The sequence below is a fragment of the Nesterenkonia marinintestina genome (genome assembly GCF_025420485.1).
In the GTDB taxonomy this organism is placed as follows: domain Bacteria; phylum Actinomycetota; class Actinomycetes; order Actinomycetales; family Micrococcaceae; genus Nesterenkonia; species Nesterenkonia marinintestina.
Genome location: NZ_JAOEFD010000003.1, coordinates 180305 through 205874, shown reverse-complemented (window position 1 = coordinate 205874; position 25570 = coordinate 180305). Strand labels below are relative to the sequence as shown.

The window sequence follows — 25570 nt, the reverse complement described above, 5'->3', positions numbered from 1 at the left end:
CTCAGCACAGAGACACAGAGGATGCGCGTCCTCGAAGCCGGCGAGGAGAGCGTCCGTCCCAAGAAGTCCCCACGGGCACGCGCCGAGGCGCGTCTCGGGTGGATGATGGCCGGCCCCGCCTTCCTCATCATGCTGTCGGTGACCGCGTATCCGATCGCCCAGGCGGTCTACGAGTCGCTGTTCTCGTACCGCCTCACCGAGCCGGATGCCCGGGAGTTCGTCTTCCTCGGCAACTACGCGACCATCTTCTCCGATTCGGTGTTCTGGTGGGCGCTGGGAGTCACGGTGTTCGTCACCGTGGTCACGGTGGCCGTCGAACTCGTCCTGGGCTTCGCCCTGGCGCTGGTCATGCATCGGGCGCTGAAGGGCCTGCGCGGGACGCTGCGCACCTCCATCCTGGTGCCCTACGGGATCATCACGGTGGTCTCCGCCTTCGCCTGGTACTACATGTTCGACATCAACACCGGCTACATCAACGAGTGGTTCAGCTGGGTGCCCGGCATCAGCTCCGACCTCGACTGGTTCTCCAACTTCGGCACTGCGATCTCGGTGATTATGGCCTCGGAGATCTGGAAGACCACACCGTTCATCGCGCTGCTCCTGCTGGCGGGGCTCGCCCAGGTGCCCGATGAGATGGTCGAGGCGGCGAAGGTCGACGGCGCCACCTGGTGGCAGCAGATGTCACGGGTGGTCATCCCGCACATGAAGGCCGCCATCATGGTCGCGGTACTGTTCCGTGCGCTGGACGCATTCCGCATATTCGACAACGTCTTCATCATGACCCAAGGGCAGCACGGCACTGAAGTGCTCTCGATGCTGGCATATAAGACCTCCATCACCCGATTGGAGATCGGCATGGGGTCGGCGCTCTCCGTGGTGCTCTTCGCCTGTGTGCTGCTGATCTGCGCGGTCACCGTCTGGGGCTTCAAGGTGGATCTGGCCTCCGGCACGGACCACCAGGACGCTGGGAAGGAGAAGTGATGGCTGCCCCCGGAGGAAACACCACGAAGATCAAGGTCGGGTGGGCGGTGCTCTTCGTCGTCACCCTCGTCTACGCGCTGTTCCCGGTCTTCTCGATCCTGATGACCAGCTTCAAGACCCCGGGCGACCTCGCGTCGAACACGCTGCTGCCGGCCTCGTTCACCTGGCAGAACTACGAGGAGATCTTCGTCGGGGGAGCCCAGACGCTCTTCCTCTCGGCGCTGGTGAACTCCATCGGCATCACCCTGATCGCCACCGCGATCGCCGTGGTGCTGGCCACCCTGTGCGCCTACGCAGTGGCGCGGTTCGACTTCCCGGGCAAGAAGGTCATCCTGGCCTCGGCGCTGGCGGTCTCGATCTTCCCGGTCATCTCAGTGGTGACCCCGCTGTTCAACCTGTGGCGCACCATCGGCCTGTACGACACCTGGATCGGACTGATCATCCCGTATCTGTCGCTGACGCTTCCACTGTCGATCTGGACGCTCTCGGCGTTCTTCCGTCAGATCCCCTGGGAGCTGGAGGCGGCGGCGCAGGTGGACGGCGCCACCCAGTGGCAGGCCTTCCGCAAGGCCATCGTCCCGCTGGCCGCCCCCGGAGTGTTCACCACCGCGATCCTCGCGTTCTTCATCGCCTGGAACGACTTCGTCTACGGGATCTCGCTGACCTCGACCGAGGCGGCCAGACCCGTCCCCGCCGCCCTGGCGTTCTTCACCGGAGCCTCACAGTTCGAAGAGCCGGCGGGCGCGATCTCGGCGGCCGCCATCGTGGTGACCGTCCCGGTGGTCATCCTGGTGGTCCTCTTCCAGCGTCAGATCGTCTCCGGTCTGACCCAGGGAGCGGTGAAGGGATGAGGGGACCCGGACCACGTCCGCGGCGCAGCGCCGTCGCACAGCTCGCACACATCACACCCGCACCGGCCGGAGGAGTCCGGTCCGAGATGAGAGGGCCCGCAGCATGGCATCCATCGAACTGAAGAACCTGGTCAAGAAGTACGCCGACGGCTACCCGGCGGTCAACGACGTCTCCATCGACATCGAGGACGGGGAGTTCGTGATCCTCGTCGGACCCTCCGGCTGCGGGAAGTCGACGCTGCTGCGGATGATCGTGGGCCTGGAGGACATCACCGAGGGTGACCTGCTCATCGACGGGGAGCGTGTCAACGACGTCGCACCCCGTCAGCGGGACCTGTCGATGGTGTTCCAGAACTACGCCCTCTATCCGCACCTGACCGTGTTCGAGAACATCGCCTTCCCCCTGCGGCTGCAGAAGGGGCGCTTCTCCAAGAAGGAGGTCACCGACAAGGTCAACGGCGTCTCGGAGATGCTGGAGCTCAACGAGCACCTCAAGCGCCGGCCCGGCAACCTCTCCGGCGGTCAGCGGCAGCGTGTCGCCATGGGTCGGGCGATCGTCCGTGAGGCCAAGGCGTTCCTCTTCGACGAGCCGCTGTCCAACCTGGACGCCAAGCTCCGCGGTCAGATGCGCACGCAGATCTCGCAGCTGCAGCGGCGCCTGGGCACCACGTCGGTCTATGTGACCCACGACCAGGTGGAGGCCATGACCCTGGGCGACCGGGTGGCCGTGCTCAAGAAGGGGGAGCTGCAGCAGATCGCGTCCCCGCGCGAGCTCTACGAGCAGCCGGCGAACCTGTTCGTCGCAGGCTTCATCGGCGCGCCGTCGATGAACTTCCTGCCCTGCACCGTCACCGACGGGAGGCTCTCTACCCCGGTGGGCGACTTCGACATCCCGGAGGGCCACCAGCGGGCGGGCGAAGGCAAGGACATCGTCCTGGCGGGCATCCGCCCGGAGTTCTTCGAGGACGCCGAGACCCTGGAGGGGTCCAAGCGGGACCGCGGGAGCCTGCTCGAGGTCGAGATCTCCCACACCGAATGGCTGGGCAACGAGCAGTACGTCTACGTCCACTACGAGATGGACAAGCGTGTGGAGGACACCCTGCAGTCGCTCGCCGAGGACATGGACGCCGACGAGACCCGTCCCGAGCTGGTCATCTCCGTCTCGCCCGAGTCGAAGCTGCGCGGAGGTGACCGGGCGACGATCTGGGTCGACGTCAGCCGCATCCACCTCTTCGACCCGGCCACCGGCGAGAACCTCACCCACGACCCGGAGGCCGGCGCCGAGCTGACCCGCCGGGCGGCCGACGAACGTCGGCGGGACGCCGAACGGGCCAAGGAGCGGACCGAGGCCGCCGCTCAGAGCTGACGGCGGCGACCAGGTCGTGCCCCGGCCGGGGCCGACCTCAGGTCTGCAGCCAGGCCGTCGCCTCGCCCGGGAGGCGGCCGTCGTCCAGCGGCGACGAGCTCAGCAGGACCTCGCCCTCCGGGAGTGTGACCGGCGCCGTGCCGAAGTTCGTCACACATGCCCACCCGTTGGGGCGCACGAAGCCCAGCACCTGGGCGTCGTCGGTGTGCAGCCACTCCAGCTCCTCGTCGGTGCGCAGACGCGAGCGCAGCGACAGAGCCCGTCGGTAGAGGTTCAGCGTCGACTCCGGGTCGCCGTCCTGGACCTGCACCGCACAGCGGGCGAACCATGACGGTTGGGGGAGGTGCGGTCGGGCCGGACCGAACCCGAAGGAGGCTCCCTCGCTGCTCCAGGGCAGCGGCACGCGGCAGCCGTCGCGCCCGATCTCGACACCGGTGTTCCGGAAGAAGGTCGGGTCCTGCCGCGCCTCGTCGGGGATATCGGCGACCTCGTGGAGACCCAGCTCCTCACCCTGGTAGATGTAGGCGCTGCCGGGCAGCGCCAGCTCGAAGAGGCTCGCCGCGCGGGCTCGGCGCAGCCCGCCCTCTGCGTCGAGCCGCGGCTCGACGCCTCCGGAGAGCAGCCAGTCCGTCCCGGCCTTCTCCTCGTGGGCGGCCTTGGGCGGCAGCCCGTATCGGGTGGCGTGCCGCACGACGTCGTGGTTCGAGAGGACCCAGGTGGACGACGAGCCGGCACGTTCGGCGAGCTCGAGGTTGAAGGTCACCACGTCGCGGAACTGGTCTGCGTCGAAGTGCGCCTCCAGCAGGTCGAAGTTGAAGGCCTGACCCAGACCCTTTTCGGAGGCGTACAGCGGGCGCCTGTCGGCCCCGACCCATGCTTCGGCGACGGCGGACCGGGGCGGATCGAACTCGTCGAACACCTCGCGCCACTCGGCGTAGATCTCGTGGACCTCATCGCGGTCCCAGGTCGGATGGGAGCCGTCCCAGGGGAGGCGGTCGAGCTCGGCCTGTGAGGGGAGCTGTTCGGGCAGCCGCTTGGCCAGTCCGTGGGCGACGTCGATGCGGAAGCCGTCCACTCCGCGCTCGGACCAGAACCGGATGGTCTCCTTGAAGTCCTCGCGCACCTCCGGGTTCTCCCAGTTCAGGTCGGGCTGCTCCTTCGCGAAGGTGTGGAGGTACCACTGGCCGTCGGGCACCTGTGTCCAGGCCGGACCGCCGAAGATCGAGGTCCAGTCAGCCGGGGGGAGCTCGCCGGCGGAGCCGAGCCCGTCGCGGAAGATGAACCGTGCGCGCTCGGGCGATCCCGGTCCGGCCTCCACTGCGGCGCGGAACCACTCGTGACGGTCTGAGGTGTGGTTCGGCACGATGTCGGCGATCAGCCGGATCCCGGCCGCGTGCAGCGCGGAGATCATCTCGTCGAAGTCGGACAGCGTGCCGATCTTCGGGTCGACGTCGCGATAGTCGTCCACGTCGTAGCCTCCGTCGGCCAGGGCCGAGGGGTAGAACGGACTCAGCCACACGGCGTCGATCCCCAATGCGGACAGATAGGGCACGCGCTCGGTGATGCCCCGGAGGTCACCGATGGTGTTTCCGTCGGAGTCGGCGAAGGAGCGCGGATAGATCTGGTACACCGCCGCCTGACGCCACCACTGCGGGTCGGACTCGGGGGAGGGCGCAGTGCCGTCGGCGGTGAGCGTGCTCGTCTGATCGGTCACGCCGGATCCTTTCGTCGCGGGGCGTCACGGTCGCCGCGGACGGCTCACGCGAGGTCTCGGGTGAGGATATGTCAGATCGGCGGACGGAATCCATCGCCGACGGAGCCCGTCTCCCTGGGGGGACTCGTCGATGCCGCCGTCGCGGCAGGGTGCTAAGTTGTCCTGTAGGGATCTGTGAGCCGGGACTCGTCCGCGCCTCGGACCCGACGTATTCGTCCCACATCATCAGGAGCGGAGCACCGACTATGAGCAACATCCCGGCAGGACTGCGGTACAGCGCCGACCACGAGTGGATCGCTGACGGCGACTCTGAGGGCGTCGTGCGGGTGGGCATCACCGACTTCGCCCAGGACGCCCTGGGCGAGGTCGTCTACGTCGAGTCCCCCGAGGTCGGCGGCACCGTCGCGGCCGGCGACGTCGTCGGCGAGGTCGAGTCCACCAAGTCGGTCTCCGACATCTATGCTCCGGTCAGCGGCGAGATCGTCGCGGTCAACGAGGACCTCGAGTCCGACCCCGGTGCGGTCAACTCGGACTCCTACGGAGCGGGGTGGCTGTTCGAGGTCCGCCTCTCCGACGCCGGCGAGCTGGAGCAGCTGCTCTCCGACGAGGACTACCGCAACCAGGTCGGCTGACCGTCGTCCGACGCACTTGAGAGAGGAGACCGCCGTGACCCAGTCGCCCGGAACTCCGGATGAGGGCCGCCGCAGCGTGGAGACGACCAGCATCTCCCTGCCTCCGGCCGACCCCAGGACCGCCGCTCCGTACCTGACGGAGGAGGACCACGAGGCCATCTCGGCCCTGCCTCAGGGATCAGGGCTGCTGATCGCCCACACCGGCGCCAACCAGGGTGCGCGGTTCCTGCTGGACCGCAACGTCACCACCGCAGGGCGCCATCCGGATGCGGAGATCTTCCTCGACGACGTCACCGTGTCTCGGCGCCACCTGATGTTCCACCGGGTGCCGGAGGGGTTCGAGATCGAGGACCTGGGCAGCCTAAACGGCACCTACGTCAACCACGACCGAGTGGACCGCTACGTGCTGCGCGCCGGTGACGAGGTGCAGATCGGAAAGTTCCGTCTCACCTTCTACGCCGGGAGCAAGTGAGCGGACCGTGACACGCCCGAGAAGGGGCTGAACGCGGCCGGGGTGTTCGCCGGACGGTGAGCAGGGTATCCTTTCCGCAGACGGTCGGTGGCCCGTGCCACACCGTCAAGCACCGTGCCCAGGAACCGAGGGAGGGGCAGCGCCGTGAGTGCCGCACCGATCAGACAGCCGGGGACCGGATCCGCAGCGCCGGATCCGGCGTCGAGCCATGTCTTCACGATCTCCGAGGTGCTGCGCGAGCTCCACGGCGACTTCCCGGACCTGACGGCCTCCAAGCTGCGCTTCCTGGAGGAGCGCGAGCTCATCGAACCGGCACGGACGGCGTCGGGCTACCGGAAGTACTGCGCGGCGGACGTCGAGAGGCTGCGCTTCATGCTCGGTCTGCAGCGGGACCGATACATGCCCCTGGACGTCATCAAGAAGACGATGGACGCCATCGACGCCGGCGAACAGCCCGAGGAGCTGCCCGACGCCGCACCGGTGGGTCCGCGCGAGGTCACCGAGGAGCTCGCCGCCCATCTCTCCGGGCGGATCAGGCCCCTGAGCCGCAAGGAGCTCCGCGCACAGTCCGGGGCGACCCGAGGGATGCTGGACACCCTCGAGAACTTCCGCATCATCAGAGCGGACCGCGACGGCAACTACAGCCACCACGACCTGCAGGCCGTGAAGTCGGTGCGGGTGCTGGCCCGGTACGGCCTCGAGCCGAAGCACCTGGTCAACATCCGCCGTTCGGCGGACAACGAACTGGACCTCATCGGGCGGGCCATGGCGCCGTACGCCGCACGCAAGGACGCCGCGGCCCGTGCCCGGGTCGCCGAGTCCTCGCGCGAGATGCTGCAGAACCTGCGGGAGCTGCGGGCCTCGATGATGGACGCGGCCGTGGAGAACCTCGACCGCGGCTGAGTCCCGGGCCCGGAGACGTCGGGATCCCCGTCGATCCGGTGGTGCGCCGCGGACCCTCTCGCGGTACAGTGGCGTCACAGGTCTCCGTCGGACGGGAGCGACCGTCGGTCCTCCCATGCGACACACCTCGTCGTCCGGACAGATGTCGTTGACCCCTGCACCCTCGCGTTCTACGGTCGAGGCACAAGGGTCACCGCACGCGCCGCCCGGACTCTCTCACCGTTCGACTCACGTCGGCGGAGGGCGGCGAGACTTCCCCCGGCGGGACCGCACCGAGGAGGGTACTACGTGAGTCTCGATTCTCGCGCCGGCGGAGAGCAGGCGCAGCACGACGGCGAAGCCGCGCAGCGCTATGCGCCTCAGCAGCGGCTCTTCGACGACGGCCTGCCGGATCTCGACGAGGAGATGGGCTACCGCGGTCCGATCGCCTGCGCGGCGGCCGGCATCACCTACCGTCAGCTCGACTACTGGGCGCGCACGAAGCTCGTCCAGCCCTCACTCCGCAACGCGAGCGGTTCCGGATCGGCCCGGCTCTACTCCTTCCGAGACATCCTGGTGCTGAAGGTGGTCAAGCGCCTCCTGGACACCGGGGTCTCGCTGCAGCAGATCCGCAGCGCCATCGAGCACCTCCGGGAGCGCGGGGTCGAAGACCTCGCACAGATCACGCTGATGTCCGACGGCGCCTCCGTCTACGAATGCACCTCCGCCGATGAGGTCATCGACCTCGTCCAGGGCGGACAGGGGGTGTTCGGCATCGCAGTGGGCCGCGTCTGGCGTGAGGTCGAGGGCAGCCTCGCCGAGCTGCCCCGTGAGCGCACCGAATCGGAGCCGAACGTCCAGCAGCCGACGCTGGCGCCGTTCTCCCAGCAGGACGAGCTGGCCAAGATGCGGGAACGTCGCCGCTCCGCCTCCTGAGGCGACCCGGTCGACTGACCTCAGTCGCCGGTCGGGGGGACCAGCTGCACGAGCAGCTGGTCGAACGCCTCAGCCAGCCCCCGCGCCTGATCCCCGGGCCAGCGATGCACCGGATACGCGGCGCCCTGGATCTGCTGCCACTGAGAGTCCTCCTCCAGCACCGGCACGAGCAGGGCGTCGTGGTAGAGGCTCTCCATCTCGAAGAGGCGGAACTCGTGTTCGGTGGAGTCGGTGCGCACACGGTTCACCACGACCTTCGTCCGACCCAGGCCGGGGTTGAACTCCTGAGAGAACAGTCGGATCGCCCGCATGGCACGTTCGGTGCCGGCCACCGAGAACAGACTCGGCTCGGCCACCAGCACCACCTGATCCGCGGCCGACCAGGCGATCCGGGTCAGTCCCGACAACGACGGCGGACAGTCCAGAAGCACCAGGTCGTAGCCGGTGAGCCCCGTCAGCAGCGCCTTGAGCCGCCGCAGATCACGCGGACGGATGTCGGGACGGTCGAAGGTGGAGGACAGCGCCGAACCCACGACGACGTCGAGCCTGGCCTCGGACCGGTGCTCGGGCGGCAGCAGGTCGAGCCAGCCGGACCGCACCACATGCTCGGAGACCCTGCTCCGGCGGGCATTGCGCAGCAGCTGGGCGACCTCGGTGCCGTCGCCGCGGGCCACCGCCAGACTGGTGGTGGAGTCGGCGTGGGGATCCAGGTCGACGACCAGCGTGCGCATCCCCCGCATCAGCGCGGCGGACGCCAGTCCGGTGGTCACGGAGGTCTTGCCGACCCCGCCCTTCAAGCTCGAGACGCTCACAATCTGCACGCGCCCCATCATACGGAAGTTCCCGGAGCCGGCGTCCACCGTGCGGTCAGGAGACGGTGATCTCGCCCATCTCGTCCCATCCGTCGCCCTCGACCTGCCGCGAGATGATCTTCGGGGTGGCGGTGAGGATCTGATCGATCGGCCCGTCGACGAACCGCCGGAAATGTTCGGAGCTGACGTGTGCCTCGGCGGCGTCGTCGTCGAACGCCTCGACGAGGACGTACACGTTCGGGTCCTCGAGGCTGCGCGACCACTCGAACCACTTGTTGCCCGGCTCCGCACGGGTGGCCTCGGTGAACTCCCGGACGTGCTCGGGGAACTCCTCGGCGTGCTCGGGCTTCACGGGGAACTTCACGACGATCAGGATCATGGTCTCTCCTTGCCGGGTCGGGGGACGGGTGTCCGGTTCCCAGCCTAGGATGTCCTCATGGCCATCCTGCGACCCGACCTCGCCATCATCGGCTCCGGCTCCGGCAATACGCTGGTGACTCCCTTCTGGGACGACAAGCAGGTCGTCCTCGCCGAGAAGGGTGTGGGCAGCGAAGGCGCCTTCGGCGGCACCTGCCTGAATGTGGGCTGCATCCCCACCAAGATGTTCGTGCGGGCGTCGGAGGCCGCCAGGGCGCCGGAGGAGGCGGCTCGGCTCAACGTCTCCCAGCGCACCGAGGCCGTCGACTGGCCCGGCCTCCGCGACCGCATCTTCTCCCGCATCGACCCGATCTCCGCCGCCGGGCGCCGCCATCGGGACGAGCACCTCGACCATGTGACGCTGATCCGGGAGCAGGTGCGGCTCACCGGACCGAGGAGCTTCGCGGCCGCGGACGGGACCCGCGTCGAGGCGGACCGTCTGGTCCTCGCCGCCGGGTCGCGCGCCGAACTCCCCGACGTGCCGGGCATCGAGCTGCCCCAGGTGCACACCTCGGACTCGATCATGCGGCTGGGCGAGCTGCCCCGCCGGATCCTCATCGTGGGAGGCGGATACGTGGCCTGTGAGTTCGCCGGGATCTTCGACGGTCTGGGCAGCGAGGTCGTCCAGATCAACCGGTCGCAGGGTCTGATGAAGTCCGTCGACGCCGAGGTCGCCGACCGCTACACGGACCTCGCGCAGCAGCGCTGGGACGTCCGCCTGCGCCGGACGCTGCTCGACGTCCACCGCTCCGAGGACCAGCTGCAGGGCGCGGTGACCGCGCTCATCGACGGTCCCGAGGGTCGGGAGACGGTGGAGGCCGACATCGTCCTCATCGCCCTGGGGCGCCGCCCGAACACCGACCTGATCGGTGCCGACGAGGTCGGATTGGACCTCCATGCCGACGGACGCCTCGTCGTCGACGCGCACCAGCAGGTCCTCCGCGACGGAGCTCCGGTGCCGGGCCTGTTCGCGCTGGGAGACATCTGCTCGGCCGTGCAGCTGAAGCATGTGGCCAACCACGAGGCCCGTGTGGTGGCCCACAACCTCGAACACCCCGACCGTCTGCGCACGGCACGACACCGAGCGATCCCCTCGGCGGTGTTCACCCACCCGGAGCTCGCCCAGGTGGGCCTCACCGAGGCCGAGGCCGTCGCCGAGCGGGGGGCGGAGCATGTGACCACCAAGACCCAGGATTTCGGCGACACCGCGTACGGCTGGGCGATGGAGGACACCACCGGCATCTTCAAGGTCATCGCCGACCGTCGGGACGGAGAGATCCTGGGTGCCCACGTGATGGGATACCAGGCGTCCAACCTCATCCAACCGGTGGTGCAGGCCATGAGCTTCGGCCAGGACGCACACACCGCGGCCCGCGGCCAGTACTGGATCCATCCGGCGCTGTCCGAGGTCGTGGAGAACGCCCTGCTCGGGCTCGACGTGCCCGTGGGGGAGGACGCCCCGCTGTGAGCGCCGCAGGCCCGCAGCGGGGGTGACGGAAGAGACGACCGCCCGAACGGGCGGACGAGAGGAGACGACGATGACCGAACGTGTGGACTTCTGGTTCGACCCCCTGTGCCCCTTCGCATGGGTGACCTCCCGGTGGATCCTGGAGGCCGCGGCCGTGCGTGACCTCGACGTGGTCTGGCACGTGATGAGCCTGGGAGTGCTCAATGAGCACAAGAACCCCTCCCCGTCCGAGGACGCCGACCAGCGCGCCCGATGGATGACCTCTCGGGCGTCGACGGCGGTGGCGGAGCAGTACGACCAGGAGACCGTGGGCCGCTTCTACACGGCACTGGGCACGGAGATCCACCATCGGGACAACAAGGACCTCGCCTCAGCGGTGTCCCGCGCCCTCGACGAGCTGGGGCTCGACGCCGGCATCGCCGAGACGGCCGCCACCGACGCGAACGACGCCGCCATGCGCGCCTCCCACGACGAGGGGATCTCGAAGGTCGGCCAGGACGTCGGCACCCCGATCGTCGCCTTCCGAGGCACGGCGTTCTTCGGCCCCGTCATCACACGGGTGCCGCAGGGCGAGGACGCGGGTCGGCTCTTCGACGCCTCGGTCCAGCTGGCCGAGTTCCCGCACTTCTACGAGCTCAAGCGCAGTCGCACCGAGCGTCCGCAGTTCGACTGACCCCGTGCGCCGGACTGCCGGGTGGGGTCGGAGCGCTCCGCGGAGGCTCAGCCGGTACGGATGACCTTGTGGTGAGCCGCCTGCGCCACCGGACGGACCGTGATCTGGTCCAGATTGATGTGGTGCGGCAGGCTCACCGCATGGGCGATCACCTCGGCGACGTCGTCGGCGCTCAGGGGATCCTCCACGCCCCGGTAGACCGCGGCCGCGGCGGCGGCGTCGCCGCGCATCCGTTTGGCGGAGAACTCCTCGGTGTGGACCATGCCCGGCAGGACCTCGAGGACGCGGACGTTGTGCTCGGCCTCCTCGAGACGCAGCGCCCCGGTCACCCCGTGCTGGGCGAACTTCGCGGCGTTGTATCCGGATCCGCCCTCGTAGGCCACGGTCCCCGCGGTGGAGGTGACGTTCAGCACGGTCCCGTGACCGTGGGCGCGCAGCATGGGCAGGAACGCCTGGAGGGTGTTCAGGGTCCCCATGACGTTGGCCTCGAACATCCAGCGCCAGTCCTCAGGCTCGGCCTCGGCCACGGACTCGGTGCCCAGCGCCCCTCCTGCGACGTTGATGAGGGTGTCGATGCCCCCGGCCTCGCTCACCTCGTCGAGGACCGCCCGGACCTGGTCGGCGTCGGTGACGTCGCAGACCAGCGGGATGATGCCCTCCTGCTCGGCCAGCCGCTCCAGCTTCTCCGCCCGTCGCGCGCAGGCGAAGACCCGCCATCCTTCGGCGGCGAGACGATGGGCCGAGGCGGCTCCGATGCCCGAGGAGGCTCCTGTGATGAGGACGCTGCGGGAGTGGGGATGGGTCGCGATCATGGCACCACCTTAGTGAGCGTGTGGCGTTCCTCACCACTGTGTGACCAGTGGCTGAGATGTGCCCCGAGACGGGGGAGCTGCGGGTCCGCACACCGCGCCGAAGTCGTGACGTGCGCGTGGCACAATGGGCCGCATGTCTGATCTGAACACGGCTGACACCCCGGGCACCGACTCGCCCGACACGCCCCCGCACAGCCCCACCGCCGCCGAAGACGGGACTCCGATGACCCCCTCGGTGCCGGAGAAGCCCGCCCTCGAGGGACTTGAGGAGAAGCTCTCCCGCGCGTGGGAGCAGGAGCGGCTCTACCGCTTCGACGAAGACGCCGAACGCGGCACCGTGTACTCCATCGACACCCCGCCGCCGACGGCGTCGGGGTCCCTGCACGTGGGCCACGTGTTCTCCTACACCCAGACCGACGTGCTCGCCCGCTTCCATCGTATGCGGGGACGGAACGTGTTCTACCCGCTCGGCTGGGACGACAACGGTCTGCCCACCGAGCGCCGCGTCCAGAACTACTACGGAGTCCGGTGCGACCCCTCGCGTCCCTACGATCCGGACTACACGCCGCCGCAGAGCCCGGCGAAGAACCAGCGCGACTGGGACGTGATCTCCCGGCAGAACTTCATCGAACTCTGTGAGGACCTCACCGTCGAGGACGAGAAGGTCTTCGAGGACCTGTTCACCCGGCTCGGCCTCTCGGTCGACTGGACTCAGACGTATCGGACCATCGACGACGACTCGCGCACGGTCTCCCAGCGGGCGTTCCTGCGCAACGTCGTCTCCGGCGACGCCTACACCGCGATGGCCCCGACGCTGTGGGACGTCTCCTTCCGCACGGCCGTGGCCCAGGCCGAGCTGGAGGCGAAGGAGCGGCCCAGCGCCTACCATCGGTACGCCTTCGCCGCGGCCGGGGGAGAGCAGGTGTTCATCGAGACCACCCGCCCCGAGCTGCTCCCGTCCTGTGTGGCCCTGGTCGCCCACCCCGACGACGAGCGGTACCGACACCTGGTCGGGACCACGGTCACCTCGCCGCTGTTCGACGTCGAGGTCGAGGTCAGGGCCCACCACCTGGCCGACCCTGAGAAGGGGTCGGGCATCGCGATGATCTGCACATTCGGCGACATGACCGACGTGACCTGGTGGCGGGAGCTCGACCTGCCGACCCGGACGGTGATCGGACGTGACGGGCGCTTCTCGGCCGAGACTCCCGAGTGGCTGACCACGGAGTCGGCCCGCGCGAACTACGGCCGCATGGCCGGGCTGACCGTCCACTCGGCCAAGGAGACCGTCGTCGAGATGCTGCGTGAGCAGGACCTGCTCGACGGCGAACCGACGCCGATCACCCACGCGGTGCACTTCTATGAGAAGGGCGACAAACCCCTCGAGGTCGTCACCTCCCGCCAGTGGTACATCCGCAACGGCGGTCGTGACGCCGAGCGCCGCTCCGCGATGGTCGAGCGGGGGCGCGAGGTGCGGTGGCACCCCGGGTTCATGCGGTCACGCTACGAGAACTGGGTCGAGGGCCTCAACGGCGACTGGCTCATCTCCCGACAGCGGTTCTTCGGCGTCCCGATCCCGGTGTGGTACCGGCTCGACGCCCAGGGCGAGCCCGACTACGAGGCGCCGATCCTGCCCGAGGAGTCTCAGCTGCCCGTCGACCCCGCCGCGCAGCCGGCCCCCGGATTCGACGAGTCTCAGCGGGGCGCGGCCGGAGGCTTCGTCGGCGAGATGGACGTCCTCGACACCTGGGCCACCTCCTCGCTCACCCCCCAGATCGCCGGTCGGTGGGGCCGCGACGACACGTTCTTCGACGCCGTGTTCCCGTACGACCTGCGGCCGCAAGGCCACGACATCATCCGGACGTGGCTGTTCTCCACCGTGGTCCGGGCCCACACGCTCCACGGATCCGTGCCGTGGACCGACACCGCGCTGTCGGGGTGGATCCTGGACCCGGACCGGAAGAAGATGTCGAAGTCCAAGGGCAACGTCGTGGTGCCCACCGAGCCGCTGGAGCAGTTCGGCTCCGACGCCGTCCGGTACTGGGCGGCCAGCGCCAAGCTCGGGGCGGACACCGCCTATGAGATCGCCCAGATGAAGATCGGGCGGCGCCTGGCCATCAAGCTGCTCAACGCCTCCAAGTTCGCGTTCAACCTCGGGGTGACCGAGGAGCACATCGTCCACGACGCCGACACCTCCGCGGTGCTGTCCGAGCCGGTGGACCGGGCGCTGATCGCCGAGCTGCGCGACGTCGTCGAGCGCTCGACCCGCAGCTTCGAGGACTACGACTACGCTCGGGCCCTGCAGCTGGTGGAGTCCTTCTTCTGGTCCTTCACCGACGACTACGTGGAGCTGGTGAAGGAGAGGGCCTACGGCTCCCGCGGCGAGGACGCGCAGGCCTCGGTCCGTGCCGCCCTGGCCACGACCCTGGACACGGTGCTCCGACTCTTCGCGCCCGTGCTGCCGTTCGCCACCGATGAGGTGTGGCGGTGGTGGCGCTCCGGTTCGGTGCACGCCGCCGCCTGGCCCGCACCCGAGGACCTCGGGTCCGTCGAGGGCGCCCCCGCGCTGATGTCGACGGTCGCAGAGGCCCTGGCGGGCATCCGTCGGGCCAAGTCGGAGGCCAAGGTCAGGCAGCGCACCGAGGTGCGTTCGGCCCGGATCACCGCTGGTGCGACAGAGGCCGGCCACCTCGAGGCCGCGCTGGGCGACCTGCTGGCCGCCACCCGGTCGCACTCGTTGGAGCTGGTCTCCGAGGGCGCCGCAGGGGGAGGCGTCGTGGTCTCCGAGGTCGATCTGGCGGATCCCGAGGAGGGCTGACTGCTCCCTCGGGCGGCTCGTCGCGGCGGAGCTCTCGTGCGGCGTTCTCCCACGTCGAGAACCGGACCCTTCCTCACGTACACTGGGCGCACAGGCGTCGACCCGGCCATCACCGGTGAGCCTCCGGAAGAACGGATCCGCAGCTCCTGCGGCATGGGGATCCCAGTAGAACCGGACGGGTAAGCCCGTCACAGCAGTCATGGAGCGGTCCGGGTGCGCCCGGGCAAGCAAGGTGGTACCGCGCGGCGGAACCTCGCACGGTCGAGGCGTTCGCAGCGTCCTTGCGCGGCACACGCCTTTGTGCCACCCCCGGCCCACCCGTTCGTGACCATCCAGGACGACCCCATGACTGAGCAGAACCTCCAGCCCGTCTACCCGCGCGCCTCCTCGGGCGACCACGTCGGCCGTGTGCCGGCCGCCCCCCGCTTCCCGGAGATCGAGGAGCGGGTGCTGAGCACCTGGGCCGCCGACGGCACCTTCGAGGCCTCCGTGGAGAATCGGCCGCCGCAGGGGGAGGACGGCACGCAGGACGAGTTCGTCTTCTACGACGGTCCGCCCTTCGCCAACGGGCTGCCCCACTACGGGCACCTGCTCACCGGCTACGTCAAAGACCTGATCGCGCGGTACCAGACCCAGCGCGGACACCGCGTCGAGCGTCGCTTCGGGTGGGACACCCACGGTCTGCCCGCCGAGCTGGAGGCGATGAAGCAGCTCGGCATGACGGACAAGGCCGAGATCGAGGCCATGGGCATCGACCGGTTCAACGACGCCTGCCGCGCGTCGGTGCTGAAGTACACCGCCGAATGGGAGGACTATGTCACCCGGCAGGCCCGGTGGGTCGACTTCGAGAACGACTACCGCACGCTCAACGTCGAGTACATGGAATCGGTGATCTGGGCGTTCAAGCAGCTCCACGAGAAGGGCCTGACCTACCAGGGCTTCCGCGTGCTGCCGTACTGCTGGCGCGACGAGACACCGCTGTCCAACCACGAGCTGCGCATGGACGACGAGGTCTACAAGGACCGACAGGACCCCTCGGTCACCGTGGCCTTCGAGGTCACGGAGACCGGCGACCTGCCGACCGACGTCGCGGACCTCTTCCTCGGAGCCCAGCTGCTGGCCTGGACCACCACCCCCTGGACCCTGCCGACGAACTTCTCCATCGCCGTGGGTCCCGAGGTCGAGTACGTCCTCGTCCGGGCCCCTGAGGGCGCCGCCGTCCCGGGACGTCACGTGATCGCCTCGGACCTCCTGTCCGCCTATGCCTCAGATCTGGGCTTCGTCGACGACGACGGCGTCAGCGCGGCTCAGGCCGCCGAGCAGGCCGTCGTCGCCCGGGTGCCGGGACCGCACCTGGCCGGTGTCCGCTATCGTCCGCTGTGGGACTACTACACCGACACCGAGGCGTGGGGCACCGAGAACGCGTTCCGGGTGCTGGTGGAGGACTACGTCACCACGACCGACGGCACAGGGCTCGTCCACCAGGCCTCCGCCTACGGTGAGGAGGACCAGAGGTCGTCCGAGGAGAACGGGATCCCCGTCATCCTCTCCGTGGACGAGGGGGCGAGGTTCCTCCCGCAGTTCGCCGAGCCGACGCCGGCGGGGGACGCTCCGCTGGCCGACATCGCCGGCGTGCAGGTCTTCGAGGCCAACCGCGCGATCATCAACGCGCTGAAGGCCCAGGAGCGGCTGGTCCGCGAGCAGTCCTACGTGCACTCCTACCCGCACTGCTGGCGCTGCCGCACCCCCCTGATCTACAAGGCGGTGACCTCCTGGTACGTGGCGGTCACGCAGTTCAAGGACCGTATGGTCGAGCTCAACGAGCAGATCAACTGGATCCCGCACAACGTCAAGCACGGGCAGTTCGGCAAGTGGCTCTCCAACGCCCGCGACTGGTCGATCTCCCGCAACAGGTACTGGGGCAGCCCCATCCCGGTGTGGGTCTCCGACGACCCCGCCCACCCGCGCACCGAGGTGTACGGCTCGCTGGCCGAGCTGCGGGAGGCCTTCGGCGACGTCCCGCGCAACGCCGAGGGGGAGCCTGACCTGCACCGCCCGTGGATCGACCGGATGACACGGCCGAACCCCGACGACCCGACCGGGCGGTCACAGATGGTCCGGGTCTCCGACGTCCTCGACGTCTGGTTCGACTCCGGATCGATGCAGTTCGCCCAGGTGCACTACCCCTTCGAGAACGCCGACTGGTTCGAGGGGCACCACCCCGCCGACTTCATCGTGGAGTACATCGGTCAGACCCGCGGCTGGTTCTACACCATGCACATCCTGGCCACGGCGCTGTTCGACCGCCCGGCGTTCACCAATGTGATCAGCCACGGCATCGTGCTGGGCTCGGACGGACAGAAGATGTCGAAGTCCCTGCAGAACTACCCGGACGTCTCGGAGGTGTTCGACCGCGACGGCTCTGATGCGATGCGCTGGTTCCTGATGGCCAGCCCGATCCTGCGCGGGGGCAACCTCATCGTCACCGAGGAGGGGATCCGTGAGGGTGTGCGCCAGGTGCTGCTTCCGCTGTGGAACGCCTGGCACTTCTTCGCCCTGTACGCCAACACCGCCGACGGCGGCGCCGGCTATGCGGCGCGGCGTGTGACCGCCGAGGACTTCGCGGCCCGCCGTGAGGAGTTCTCCCCCCTGGACGGCTACATCCTCGCAGCCACCGGGGACCTGGTCCGCGAGGCGACCGCGGCGCTGGACGCCTACGACGTCTCCGGGGCCTGCGAGGCGCTGCGCCGGTACTCCGAGACCCTGACGAACTGGTACATCCGCCGGTCCCGGCAGCGGTTCTTCGACGAGGACTTCGCCGCCTACGACGTCCTCTACACCGCGCTGGAGACGTTCACCCGGGTGGCCGCACCGCTGCTGCCGCTGATGAGCGAGGAGATCTGGCGGGGCCTGACCGGAGGGCGGTCGGTGCACCTGGCCGACTGGCCGGACGCCGAGGACTATCTGGCCGACGACCGCGGCGTCGAGCTGATGGAGATCACCCGTGCGGTGTGCTCCGCCGGTTCTTCGCTGCGCAAATCGGCGAAGCTGCGGGTGCGCCAGCCCCTGTCGACGCTGACCGTGGTGGTCGACCGGGCGGAGGCCCTGAGGGGCACCCACCAGCAGATCATCGCCGACGAGCTGAACATCAGGGAGGTGGAGCTGCTCGACGCCGCGGAGGTCTCGGCCGAGCAGTGGGGCATCGGCCGGCAGCTGGTGGTCAACGCCCGCGCCGCCGGGCCTCGCCTGGGCCGCGAGGTCCAGACGGCGATCCGCGCGGCGAAGTCCGGAGACTGGTCCGTCACCGACGGCGTCGTCGTCGCCGGCGGCCTCCAGCTCCGGGAGGGCGAGTTCACCCTGGCGACCACCGTCTCCGAGGAGCTGGGCGACAAGGCTGTCACGGTCCTCGACGACGGCGGGTTCCTCGTGCTGGACACCGCGCTGACCGACGAGCTGCTCGCCGAGGGCACGGCCCGAGACATGGTCCGTGCCGTGCAGCAGGCACGCAAGGACGCCGACCTCCGGGTCTCGGACCGCATCACGACCACCGTCACCGCCGACGCCGCGACGATCGACGCCCTGGAGGCTCACCGCGAGCTGATCGGCACCGAGACCCTCAGCGTCCAGCTGCGGCTGGTCGCCGCTGAGGAGGCGCGACCGCACGTCGAGGTGGCCGTGGCCGAAAGTGCGACGGTCGGCGGCGGCGCCGAGGAAGGAGCTCGATGAGCGACCCGGACCACCGAGACGCCGACGAGGGGATCGACCGGTTCTCCGTGCAGAGCGTGTACGCCGAACTGCTCTCCCGCGCCCCGGAGAACGACATGCGACCGCGCCTGGAGCCGGTCCGCATGGCTGTGGACATCCTGGGGGAGCCGCAGCGTTCCGCACCGGTCATCCATCTGACGGGCACGAACGGCAAGACCTCGGTCGCACGGATGATCGAAGCCGGCCTCATGGCCCACGACCTGCGGGTCGGGCGCTACACCTCGCCCCACCTGTCCTCGGTCACGGAGCGCATCTGCATCGACGGGCGCCCGGTGGCCGATGAGACGTTCGTCCGCATCTGGGACGAGATCCGCCCGCACCTCGGGCTGATCGACCAGCGGCTCGAGGAGCAGGGGGAGCGCCCCCTGACCTACTTCGAGCTGCTCACCGTGCTGGCCTTCGCCGTGTTCGCGGACGAGCCGGTGGACGTCATGGTGCTCGAGGTCGGACTCGGAGGCGTCTGGGACGCGACCAACGTGGCCGACGGCTCTGTCTCCGTGGTCACTCCGATCTCTCTGGACCACACGGAGCTGCTCGGCGACGACGAGAGGGACATCGCTGAGGAGAAGTCCGGGATCATCAAGTCCGACGGATTCCTGATCTCCGCCGCACAGGTGCCGGAGGCGGCCGATGTGCTGCTGGAGGCGGCCCGTCGGGCGCAGGTGCCCTATCGGTTCGAGGGTGTCGAGTTCGGCGTCGAGTCCAGGGTCCCCGGCGTCGGGGGCCAGCAGGTCACCGTCCAGGGCATCGCCGGGCGGTATCCGGACCTCCTTCTGCCCCTGCACGGCGCCCACCAGGCGGAGAACCTGGCATTGGCGGTCGCCGCGCTGGAGGCCTTCATCGGCGGCGGAGAGCAGGAGCTCACGCCGGAGAACCTCCAGCTGGCCTGTGAGCACATGACGTCGCCGGGACGGCTCGAGGTGCTGCGCACCGCTCCGAGCATCATCGTCGACGCGGCCCACAACCCCGCCGGTGCGGAGGCCTCCGCCCAGGCCCTGAAGGAGTCCTTCGGCCTGTCGTCGCTGGTCCTGGTGGTCGGGATCCTGCAGGAGAAGGACGCCCGCGAGATCCTCACCACCCTGCATCGCGAGTACGACGGCCTCGTCGAGGACGTCTGCTTCACCCGATCCACCTCACCCCGGGCGATCCCCCCGGGTGAGCTGGCCGAACTGGCCCTCGACGTCGGGTTCCGCGAGGAGGACCTGCACATCACCGAACGACTGGACGAGGCGATCGACTGGGCGGTCGGCCGCTCCGACGACGCCGACGTCGGCCTGGCCGGGGGCGTGCTGATCACCGGGTCCATCACTCTGGTCGGTGAGGCGCGGACGCTGCTCGGAGCCGAGGAGGACGGTGGCCGTGAGTTCGGCGCCGGAGACGCCGATGCCTCCGGGCCGCGCAGGGGGGTCGGCTGAGATGGCACGACAGACGCGTGCCCAGCGCGCATGGCGCCCGGGCCAGGTCCGTCCGCCGCGCTCGGTCAAGGTCCTGTTCGCCTCCACGGTGCTGTGCCTCGAAGCCCTGCTGATGTTCTTCTACGCCCTCATGGTGTGGGGACTGCATCAGCACGAGTGGTTCGCCTGGTGGCTCTTCGGAGGGTCGCTGGGCGTCGCCGCGCTGCTGGTTGTCACCTGCGGGCTGCTGCGCACCCGCCTGGGATGGCTCATGGGCTGGGTGCTGCAGTTCGTCATCATCGCCGGAGGAATCTTCGAACCGCTGATGTTCGTGATCGGGGCGATCTTCCTGGGCTGCTGGTGGTTCGCCGTGGTGAAGGGTCGGCAGCTCGACGTCGAGAAGCACGAACGCTTCCTCGCCGAACAGCGACTGGCCCACGAGGCGGAGGCGTCGTCGCCTCCGGAGCCCGGCACGCAGGGCCCGCGCAGCAGCGACGGAGCCGAGACATCCGAGAACGACCCCGAGGAGAGGACACCATGACCGAACAGACGCTCATCCTGATCAAGCCCGACGGCGTCGAGCGCGGACTGACCGGTGAGATCCTGCGCCGCGCCGAGGCCAAGGGTTACCGCATCACCCGTCTGACTCAGCTTCAGGCCACGACCGAGCAGCTGGCGGCACACTATGCCGAACATGAGGGCAAACCGTTCTACCAGCCCCTGCTGGACTTCATGACCTCTGGTCCGACGGTGGCCGCGGTGCTGGAGGGCGATCGGGTGATCGAGGGGTTCCGCTCGCTCGCCGGGGCCACCGAACCGACGACCGCCGCCCCGGGGACCATCCGCGGCGACCTCGGACGCGATTGGGGAGAGAAGGTGCAGAAGAACCTGGTCCACGGCTCGGACTCTCCGGAGTCGGCGGATCGGGAGATCGGCATCTGGTTCGGCTGAGCCGGACACCGGCTCAGCCCGCGCGGGTCGGACGTGTTCCGTCGGCCCAGCTGACCGACACTGAGTCCAGGTGCATCCGCGTGCGCTGGTAGGCGATCTCAGAGCTGCGGCGGCGTCCCGACGCCTTGTGCTCGGTGTACTCCTGGTACTGTTCGGTGACCCACTCCGGGTCTCCGTCGGCCAGCAGCCGCCCCTGCTCGATCCACAGCACCCGGGTGCACATCTGCTGGATGGTGCCGAGCGAATGGGAGACCAGGAAGACGCAGCCGGCCTGCTCCCGGACTTCGTCCAGCCGCTTCTTTGTCCGAGATCGGAACTGTGCGTCTCCGGTGTTCAGCGCCTCGTCGATGATGAGGATGTCCGGATCCACCGCGGTGGCGATCGCGAACTGCAGACGTGAGGCCATGCCTGAGGAGTAGGACTTCAGGGGAAGGTGCAGGGCGTCGCGCAGCCCGGAGAGTTCGACGATCATCTCGAACTTCCGCGCAGTCTCCGCCGGCGTGAGGCCCATGGCCAGACAGCCCAGTCGGATGTTCTCCTGCCCGGAGAGGTCCTTGACCAGGGCGGCGTTGACCCCGAGCATGACCGGAGTCGAGGTGGCGAAGACTTCACCCGTAGTGGGTCGGAGCTTTCCCGTCAGCAGCTTCATCAGCGTGGACTTGCCCGACCCATTGGTCCCGATGACCCCGACGGACTCGCCCCGACGTACCACGAAGCTCAGGCTGTCCAGTGCATGCACCCTGGCCCAGCCCGATCCGGTCACCCGCTTGAAGCGCCGAGACCACCGGCCGTCGTCGCGCAGGTGTTCGCTCGAGGAGCGGATGCGGTAGGTCATCGAGGCGTCGTCCACCACGACGGCCAGGTCCTCCGGGACGGTGTCCGCCGAGTCGGTCTGCTCCTGTCCGACATCCAGACTCATCGCTCCCTCCCGTAGGTCTCCTCGGCCTGCCAGAAGGCCAGCATGCCGATGAGGCAGAGCCCGAACGCCCAACCACCGAGGACATACCACCGCATGGGGTCTGCCCAGGCGTCGTAGAGCCAGGCCTGACGGACGATGTCGAGGACGCAGTACATCGGATTCAGATGCAGGATGAGCAGCGCGGTGTCCCCGCCGATTCGTTCCCAACGCTCGCTGGAGAAGAAGACGCAGGAGGCGTACATCCAGATGCGCGTACCGAAGGAGATCAGATGCTTGACGTCGTCGAAGGTCGCCACGGCCCGAGCCAGCAGGAGGCTGAACCCCGTGGTCATCATCACCATGAGGACGAGGACCGGGAAGATGGCCAGCCACCGCCAGGACAGATCGATGGGGTCAGGCTCAGAACCGGGCAGGGGCAGATCCCCGAGCGTGTAGACGAGGACGGTCATCACCAGCAGGGTGGGGATCTGGGCGAAGAGTTCTCGCAGATTGGTCGCCAGGGGCAGGCAGGCCCTGGGGAAGTTGAAGGCATGGACGACGTTCTGGTTCTTGGTGATCGACTGGGAACCGTTGCCGATCGCTTGGGTGGCGAACCGGAACATGAACACGCCGATGATCAGGTATCCGATGAAGTTGCTGATGCCGCGTGAGGTCTGGAGCAGCAGGCCGAAGACCAGGAAGAAGGCGAAGCCCAACAGCACCGGATTCATGATCATCCACAGACGGCCCAACGAGTCTGAGGTGTTCGAGGTCGCCACACGGGCGTGGGAGTCGTAGATGACGAAGTGTCGGAACGCCCAGATCTGCTTCAGGTACTGCCAGAGGTTCGGGCGTGCGCCGACCCTGATCAGCCCGTCGCCGTGGAGGTCGACCCGTCGGGGAGCTGGCCGCAGATCCGGGGAGGCTCCGGCGTCGGTGTCGTGCCGAGCTGGGGCCTGCTTCCGTCCTGCCATCTGTCGGTGATCCTTCCGCGCGTGCGTCGCCGCAGATGCCGCGGCCCGTCCGACTCGGCGCGGCCCGGCGCCGTGCGAAGCTCAGCCTATCAGCGGGCGGCGCACACTCCGGGGACCACGGGCCGTTCGGAGCTCAGTCTCGGGCCCGCGTGATCATCGCCTCGATCAGCGGCGTCGCCGTCGACCGCGAACGCCCGTAGAGCGGGAACCCGTGGAGCCCCAGGACGGGGTCCTCGCGGAACTCGGTGACCACAGCACCCTCGGCCGAGTCCGGCGACGGGGCGATGAGGTCCACACCGGCGACCTTCACGTCCGGAAGCGACCAGACCGCGTCCACCGCCAGGGCCTTCAGATCCTCGGCGATCAGATCGGTGACGTCGACGGAGATCCCTCCTGAGAAGGGGTTGCCGATCGCCGAGACCACTTCTCGTCGGCCGAGTGCGGGCACGGACTCCGGGTCGGTGCCCAGCGTGCGCAGCTCCTCGGCTCCGACCTCGACGGGGAACCGCGCCAGCAGCTGGTTGCTGCGACGACGCGCGGCCGCCTGCTCCGCCAGTCGCCCGAGGGTGGATGTGCCGTCGCCGACGACGTGCAGCGGCACCCGCGCCACGGCCCCGACGACCTCCTCGGCGACGACGAGCAGACGCAGGTCCAGTCCCTCCCGGTGCTCCTGGACGACCACCTGCGGGCAGTAGGCCGGCCGCCTCCATATGCGCGACGCCGCGTAGGCGAATGCGGCGTCGAAGTCGTCTCGGCCTGAGTCGAGCCCGACGCCCCATGAGACGCCACGCCCGCCTCGACCCGTCCCGGGCTTGACGGCGACCGTACCCAGCTCGACCGCGAAGCTCGCCGCCGAGTCGACGTCCTCGACGTCGAACCCTCGGCTCCGAGGGGTCGGCACTGCGGAGTGTGTGAGGTAGGCGTGGGTCAGCGGCCGTGAGCGTGTGACGCCGACACCCATCGCGCTGGGCATCGAAGACATCCGGGCGTCGAAGGAGCCGATCACCGACCCTCCGCGGAGCACGGCCCACAGTCCCGGTGCGAGCTTGGGGGCCCGGGCGCGGTTGCGCTGGGCCCCGGTGATCATCATCTGGACCTGCCGCTGGCCGCGGGGGAACTCGTTGGGGCGGGACCAGTCGATGCGCAGCCGCTCTTCGGCCTCGTCGAGGAATCGGGGGAGTGCGGCCTCCGGGTCGTCGAGGGCGCGCGCCTGACGCCGGGCCTGGAGGACGGCTCCGCGCTCGGCGGGATCGGTCTCGCTGCTCATCTCATCCTGTCCCGCCCGGCCCGGTCCCTCGGGCGGCGTCTCGGCTCGGCGTTCGCGCCCCATCGTAGTCCGCCGGAGGAGCCGCACGCCGCACCCCACGTCGCACCCCGGGTCGGTCCCGCATCGCACCCTGGGTCGGTCCCGCATCGCACCCTGGGTCGGTCCCGCATCGCACCCTGGGTCGGTCCCGGGTCGCTCCCGGGACACGGGATAGGCTGAGACGGCGTCGACCGACCGGCGGCCCATCCCGCCGGGCCGACGCGAGGAGGTCAGTGAGTGGACAGGAGGCGCAGCGAGAGATGACGGCCACGTGCATCATGCCCATCTACGGCACCCGCCCCGAGGCCATCAAGATGGCCCCGATCATCCGGGCGCTGCGTGCCGACGCCGACTTCGACTGCCCCGTCACCGTCACTGGCCAGCATCGGGAGATGCTCGACCAGGTGAACGAGCTCTTCGGCATCGTCCCCGACCACGACCTCGACATCTTCCGGCCGCGTCAGACGCTCAACGGTGTGCTCACCCGCACCGTAGAGGGCCTCGACGAGCTGTTCTCCGACGTCCGTCCCGACGCCGTGGTGGTCCAGGGCGACACCACGACGACGACGGCCGCCGCCATGGCCGCGTTCTACGCCGGGGTTCCCGTCGTCCACGCCGAGGCGGGGCTGCGGTCCTTCGACCTCTTCTCCCCGTTCCCGGAGGAGGCCAACCGTCGCATGACCACCCAGATCACGTCGCTGCATCTGGCCCCGACGGCACAGTCGAAGCGGAACCTGCTGCGCGAGGCGGTCGATGAGACCCAGATCGCCGTCACCGGCAACACGGTCATCGACGCGCTGCTCACCGTCGCCGAACAGCGTGTCCCGTTCTCCGACCCGCAGCTCGAGCAGGCCGCCGACTCGGGTCGAGACGTCCTGCTCGTCACGACGCACCGCCGCGAGAACCAGGGCCGCGCCATGCAGGGGGTCGGACGGGCCCTGGCCCAGCTGGCGTCCCGGTACCCGGAGAAGCTGATCGTGCTGCCCGCCCACCGGAATCCGGTGGTGCGTGAGGCGATACTTCCGGCACTTCAGGGTCTGGACAACGTCGTGGTCACCGAGCCCCTTCCCTACGGTGAGTTCACGCGGCTGATGGACCTCGCCACCGTGGTGCTCACCGACTCGGGCGGGGTCCAGGAGGAGGCTCCCAGCCTGGGCAAGCCGGTGCTGGTGATGCGGAGCAACACCGAACGCCCCGAAGCCGTCGACGCCGGCACCGTGCGGCTGATCGGCACCGACGAGCACCGCGTCGTCGCCGAGGTCGCCCGGCTCTTCGACGACCCGGAGGCCTACCGCGCCATGGCCCACGCCGTGAACCCCTACGGAGACGGGCAGGCGGCGCGCCGCACGGTGGCCGCGGTGCGCGCACTGTTCGGCATGGGTCGGCGTGAGCCCGACTTCGCCCCCGACGTCGAGCTCCCGGCCTCGACCAGCTGAGGACGGCCCCCG

The 25570-nt window shown here is 69.1% G+C and carries 22 protein-coding genes; 15 read left to right on the top strand and 7 right to left on the bottom strand.

The window, feature by feature from the left end:
* Positions 1-21: 21 nt before the first annotated feature.
* The 3 genes from N7E59_RS04320 (at position 22) to N7E59_RS04310 (ending at position 3198) form a co-directional block, all read left to right on the top strand.
* Positions 22-981 carry a carbohydrate ABC transporter permease gene (locus N7E59_RS04320; RefSeq protein ID WP_261623675.1) on the top strand — a complete coding sequence of 320 codons (960 nt, stop codon included), beginning with the start codon at positions 22-24 and terminating at the stop codon, positions 979-981.
* Positions 981-1832 (top strand): carbohydrate ABC transporter permease, encoded by an 852-nt coding sequence (locus tag N7E59_RS04315; RefSeq protein ID WP_261623674.1) that lies wholly within the window; start codon positions 981-983, stop codon positions 1830-1832. The genes N7E59_RS04320 and N7E59_RS04315 overlap by 1 nt, the downstream gene beginning before the upstream one ends.
* A gap of 103 nt (positions 1833-1935) precedes the next feature.
* Entirely contained in the window at positions 1936-3198 is a 1263-nt protein-coding gene (locus tag N7E59_RS04310; RefSeq protein ID WP_261623673.1) for an ABC transporter ATP-binding protein, read from the top strand.
* Between the two features lie 37 nt (positions 3199-3235).
* On the opposite strand, the gene N7E59_RS04305 is transcribed toward N7E59_RS04310, so the two are convergent.
* Complete coding sequence (locus tag N7E59_RS04305; RefSeq protein ID WP_261623672.1) at positions 3236-4912, bottom strand: glycoside hydrolase family 13 protein; 1677 nt, start codon at positions 4910-4912, stop codon at positions 3236-3238.
* 245 nt (positions 4913-5157) lie between these two features.
* On the opposite strand from N7E59_RS04305, the gene gcvH reads away from it, so the two are divergent.
* From gcvH to N7E59_RS04285, 4 genes are all read left to right on the top strand, one after another.
* A complete protein-coding gene (gene gcvH, locus N7E59_RS04300; protein ID WP_261623671.1) occupies positions 5158-5544 on the top strand; it encodes a glycine cleavage system protein GcvH in 387 nt (128 codons plus the stop codon).
* A 34-nt stretch (positions 5545-5578) separates the two neighbouring features.
* The gene (locus N7E59_RS04295) at positions 5579-6016 is read left to right on the top strand and encodes an FHA domain-containing protein (protein ID WP_261623670.1); all 438 of its coding nucleotides are present in this window, start codon (positions 5579-5581) and stop codon (positions 6014-6016) included.
* A gap of 144 nt (positions 6017-6160) precedes the next feature.
* Complete coding sequence (gene ftsR, locus N7E59_RS04290) at positions 6161-6919, top strand: transcriptional regulator FtsR (protein WP_261623669.1); 759 nt, start codon at positions 6161-6163, stop codon at positions 6917-6919.
* 288 nt (positions 6920-7207) lie between these two features.
* Complete coding sequence (locus N7E59_RS04285; RefSeq protein ID WP_261623668.1) at positions 7208-7834, top strand: MerR family transcriptional regulator; 627 nt, start codon at positions 7208-7210, stop codon at positions 7832-7834.
* A gap of 20 nt (positions 7835-7854) precedes the next feature.
* Here N7E59_RS04285 and N7E59_RS04280 read toward each other — a convergent pair whose 3' ends face one another.
* Together N7E59_RS04280 and N7E59_RS04275 are read right to left on the bottom strand one after the other, a co-directional pair.
* Positions 7855-8655, bottom strand: coding sequence for a ParA family protein (locus N7E59_RS04280; RefSeq protein ID WP_261623667.1), 801 nt, complete (start codon positions 8653-8655; stop codon positions 7855-7857).
* 46 nt (positions 8656-8701) lie between these two features.
* On the bottom strand, positions 8702-9025 hold the full coding sequence (locus tag N7E59_RS04275) for a putative quinol monooxygenase (RefSeq protein WP_261623666.1): 324 nt from the start codon (positions 9023-9025) through the stop codon (positions 8702-8704).
* Positions 9026-9082: 57 nt separating this feature from the next.
* On the opposite strand from N7E59_RS04275, the gene N7E59_RS04270 reads away from it, so the two are divergent.
* Positions 9083-10531, top strand: a complete 1449-nt coding sequence (locus tag N7E59_RS04270; protein WP_261623665.1) for a mycothione reductase — start codon at positions 9083-9085, stop codon at positions 10529-10531.
* 70 nt (positions 10532-10601) lie between these two features.
* Positions 10602-11204 (top strand): mycothiol-dependent nitroreductase Rv2466c family protein, encoded by a 603-nt coding sequence (locus N7E59_RS04265; RefSeq protein ID WP_261623664.1) that lies wholly within the window; start codon positions 10602-10604, stop codon positions 11202-11204.
* A 47-nt stretch (positions 11205-11251) separates the two neighbouring features.
* On the opposite strand, the gene N7E59_RS04260 is transcribed toward N7E59_RS04265, so the two are convergent.
* Positions 11252-12016 carry an SDR family oxidoreductase gene (locus N7E59_RS04260; protein ID WP_261623663.1) on the bottom strand — a complete coding sequence of 255 codons (765 nt, stop codon included), beginning with the start codon at positions 12014-12016 and terminating at the stop codon, positions 11252-11254.
* A 133-nt stretch (positions 12017-12149) separates the two neighbouring features.
* On the opposite strand from N7E59_RS04260, the gene valS reads away from it, so the two are divergent.
* The 5 genes from valS to ndk all read left to right on the top strand — a co-directional run bounded on the left by valS (position 12150) and on the right by ndk (position 20944).
* The gene (valS, locus tag N7E59_RS04255) at positions 12150-14834 is read left to right on the top strand and encodes a valine--tRNA ligase (RefSeq protein ID WP_390905001.1); all 2685 of its coding nucleotides are present in this window, start codon (positions 12150-12152) and stop codon (positions 14832-14834) included.
* A 345-nt stretch (positions 14835-15179) separates the two neighbouring features.
* A complete protein-coding gene (gene ileS / locus N7E59_RS04250; RefSeq protein WP_261623662.1) occupies positions 15180-18560 on the top strand; it encodes an isoleucine--tRNA ligase in 3381 nt (1126 codons plus the stop codon).
* Positions 18557-20014, top strand: coding sequence for a bifunctional folylpolyglutamate synthase/dihydrofolate synthase (locus N7E59_RS04245; protein WP_261623661.1), 1458 nt, complete (start codon positions 18557-18559; stop codon positions 20012-20014). The genes ileS and N7E59_RS04245 overlap by 4 nt, the downstream gene beginning before the upstream one ends.
* Before the next feature lies 1 nt (position 20015).
* On the top strand, positions 20016-20534 hold the full coding sequence (locus tag N7E59_RS04240; RefSeq protein WP_261623660.1) for a DUF4233 domain-containing protein: 519 nt from the start codon (positions 20016-20018) through the stop codon (positions 20532-20534).
* A complete protein-coding gene (gene ndk / locus N7E59_RS04235) occupies positions 20531-20944 on the top strand; it encodes a nucleoside-diphosphate kinase (protein WP_261623659.1) in 414 nt (137 codons plus the stop codon). The genes N7E59_RS04240 and ndk overlap by 4 nt, the downstream gene beginning before the upstream one ends.
* 13 nt (positions 20945-20957) lie before the next feature.
* Here ndk and N7E59_RS04230 read toward each other — a convergent pair whose 3' ends face one another.
* From N7E59_RS04230 to N7E59_RS04220, 3 genes are all read right to left on the bottom strand, one after another.
* Entirely contained in the window at positions 20958-21863 is a 906-nt protein-coding gene (locus N7E59_RS04230; RefSeq protein WP_261623658.1) for an ABC transporter ATP-binding protein, read from the bottom strand.
* Positions 21860-22816 carry an ABC transporter permease gene (locus N7E59_RS04225; protein WP_261623657.1) on the bottom strand — a complete coding sequence of 319 codons (957 nt, stop codon included), beginning with the start codon at positions 22814-22816 and terminating at the stop codon, positions 21860-21862. Before N7E59_RS04225 ends, N7E59_RS04230 begins: the two co-directional genes overlap by 4 nt.
* Positions 22817-22949: 133 nt before the next feature.
* Positions 22950-24083 (bottom strand): hypothetical protein, encoded by a 1134-nt coding sequence (locus tag N7E59_RS04220; protein WP_261623656.1) that lies wholly within the window; start codon positions 24081-24083, stop codon positions 22950-22952.
* Between the two features lie 299 nt (positions 24084-24382).
* Between N7E59_RS04220 and wecB the strand changes: the two genes are divergently transcribed.
* Positions 24383-25558 carry a non-hydrolyzing UDP-N-acetylglucosamine 2-epimerase gene (gene wecB, locus N7E59_RS04215; protein ID WP_261623655.1) on the top strand — a complete coding sequence of 392 codons (1176 nt, stop codon included), beginning with the start codon at positions 24383-24385 and terminating at the stop codon, positions 25556-25558.
* Positions 25559-25570: the final 12 nt, after the last annotated feature.

Bases quoted from the DNA above. Each gene is read 5' to 3' on its own strand.
- N7E59_RS04225 (WP_261623657.1), bottom strand. From the start codon at position 22,816: ATGGCAGGACGGAAGCAGGCCCCAGCTCGGCACGACACCGACGCCGGA.
- gcvH (WP_261623671.1), top strand. From the start codon at position 5,158: ATGAGCAACATCCCGGCAGGACTGCGGTACAGCGCCGACCACGAGTGG.
- wecB (WP_261623655.1), top strand. From the start codon at position 24,383: ATGACGGCCACGTGCATCATGCCCATCTACGGCACCCGCCCCGAGGCC.
- N7E59_RS04245 (WP_261623661.1), top strand. From the start codon at position 18,557: ATGAGCGACCCGGACCACCGAGACGCCGACGAGGGGATCGACCGGTTC.
- N7E59_RS04230 (WP_261623658.1), bottom strand. From the start codon at position 21,863: ATGAGTCTGGATGTCGGACAGGAGCAGACCGACTCGGCGGACACCGTC.
- N7E59_RS04220 (WP_261623656.1), bottom strand. From the start codon at position 24,083: ATGAGCAGCGAGACCGATCCCGCCGAGCGCGGAGCCGTCCTCCAGGCC.
- N7E59_RS04320 (WP_261623675.1), top strand. From the start codon at position 22: ATGCGCGTCCTCGAAGCCGGCGAGGAGAGCGTCCGTCCCAAGAAGTCC.
- N7E59_RS04270 (WP_261623665.1), top strand. From the start codon at position 9,083: ATGGCCATCCTGCGACCCGACCTCGCCATCATCGGCTCCGGCTCCGGC.
- ndk (WP_261623659.1), top strand. From the start codon at position 20,531: ATGACCGAACAGACGCTCATCCTGATCAAGCCCGACGGCGTCGAGCGC.
- N7E59_RS04240 (WP_261623660.1), top strand. From the start codon at position 20,016: ATGGCACGACAGACGCGTGCCCAGCGCGCATGGCGCCCGGGCCAGGTC.
- N7E59_RS04265 (WP_261623664.1), top strand. From the start codon at position 10,602: ATGACCGAACGTGTGGACTTCTGGTTCGACCCCCTGTGCCCCTTCGCA.
- N7E59_RS04275 (WP_261623666.1), bottom strand. From the start codon at position 9,025: ATGATCCTGATCGTCGTGAAGTTCCCCGTGAAGCCCGAGCACGCCGAG.
- N7E59_RS04315 (WP_261623674.1), top strand. From the start codon at position 981: ATGGCTGCCCCCGGAGGAAACACCACGAAGATCAAGGTCGGGTGGGCG.
- N7E59_RS04310 (WP_261623673.1), top strand. From the start codon at position 1,936: ATGGCATCCATCGAACTGAAGAACCTGGTCAAGAAGTACGCCGACGGC.
- valS (WP_390905001.1), top strand. From the start codon at position 12,150: ATGTCTGATCTGAACACGGCTGACACCCCGGGCACCGACTCGCCCGAC.
- N7E59_RS04260 (WP_261623663.1), bottom strand. From the start codon at position 12,016: ATGATCGCGACCCATCCCCACTCCCGCAGCGTCCTCATCACAGGAGCC.
- ileS (WP_261623662.1), top strand. From the start codon at position 15,180: ATGACTGAGCAGAACCTCCAGCCCGTCTACCCGCGCGCCTCCTCGGGC.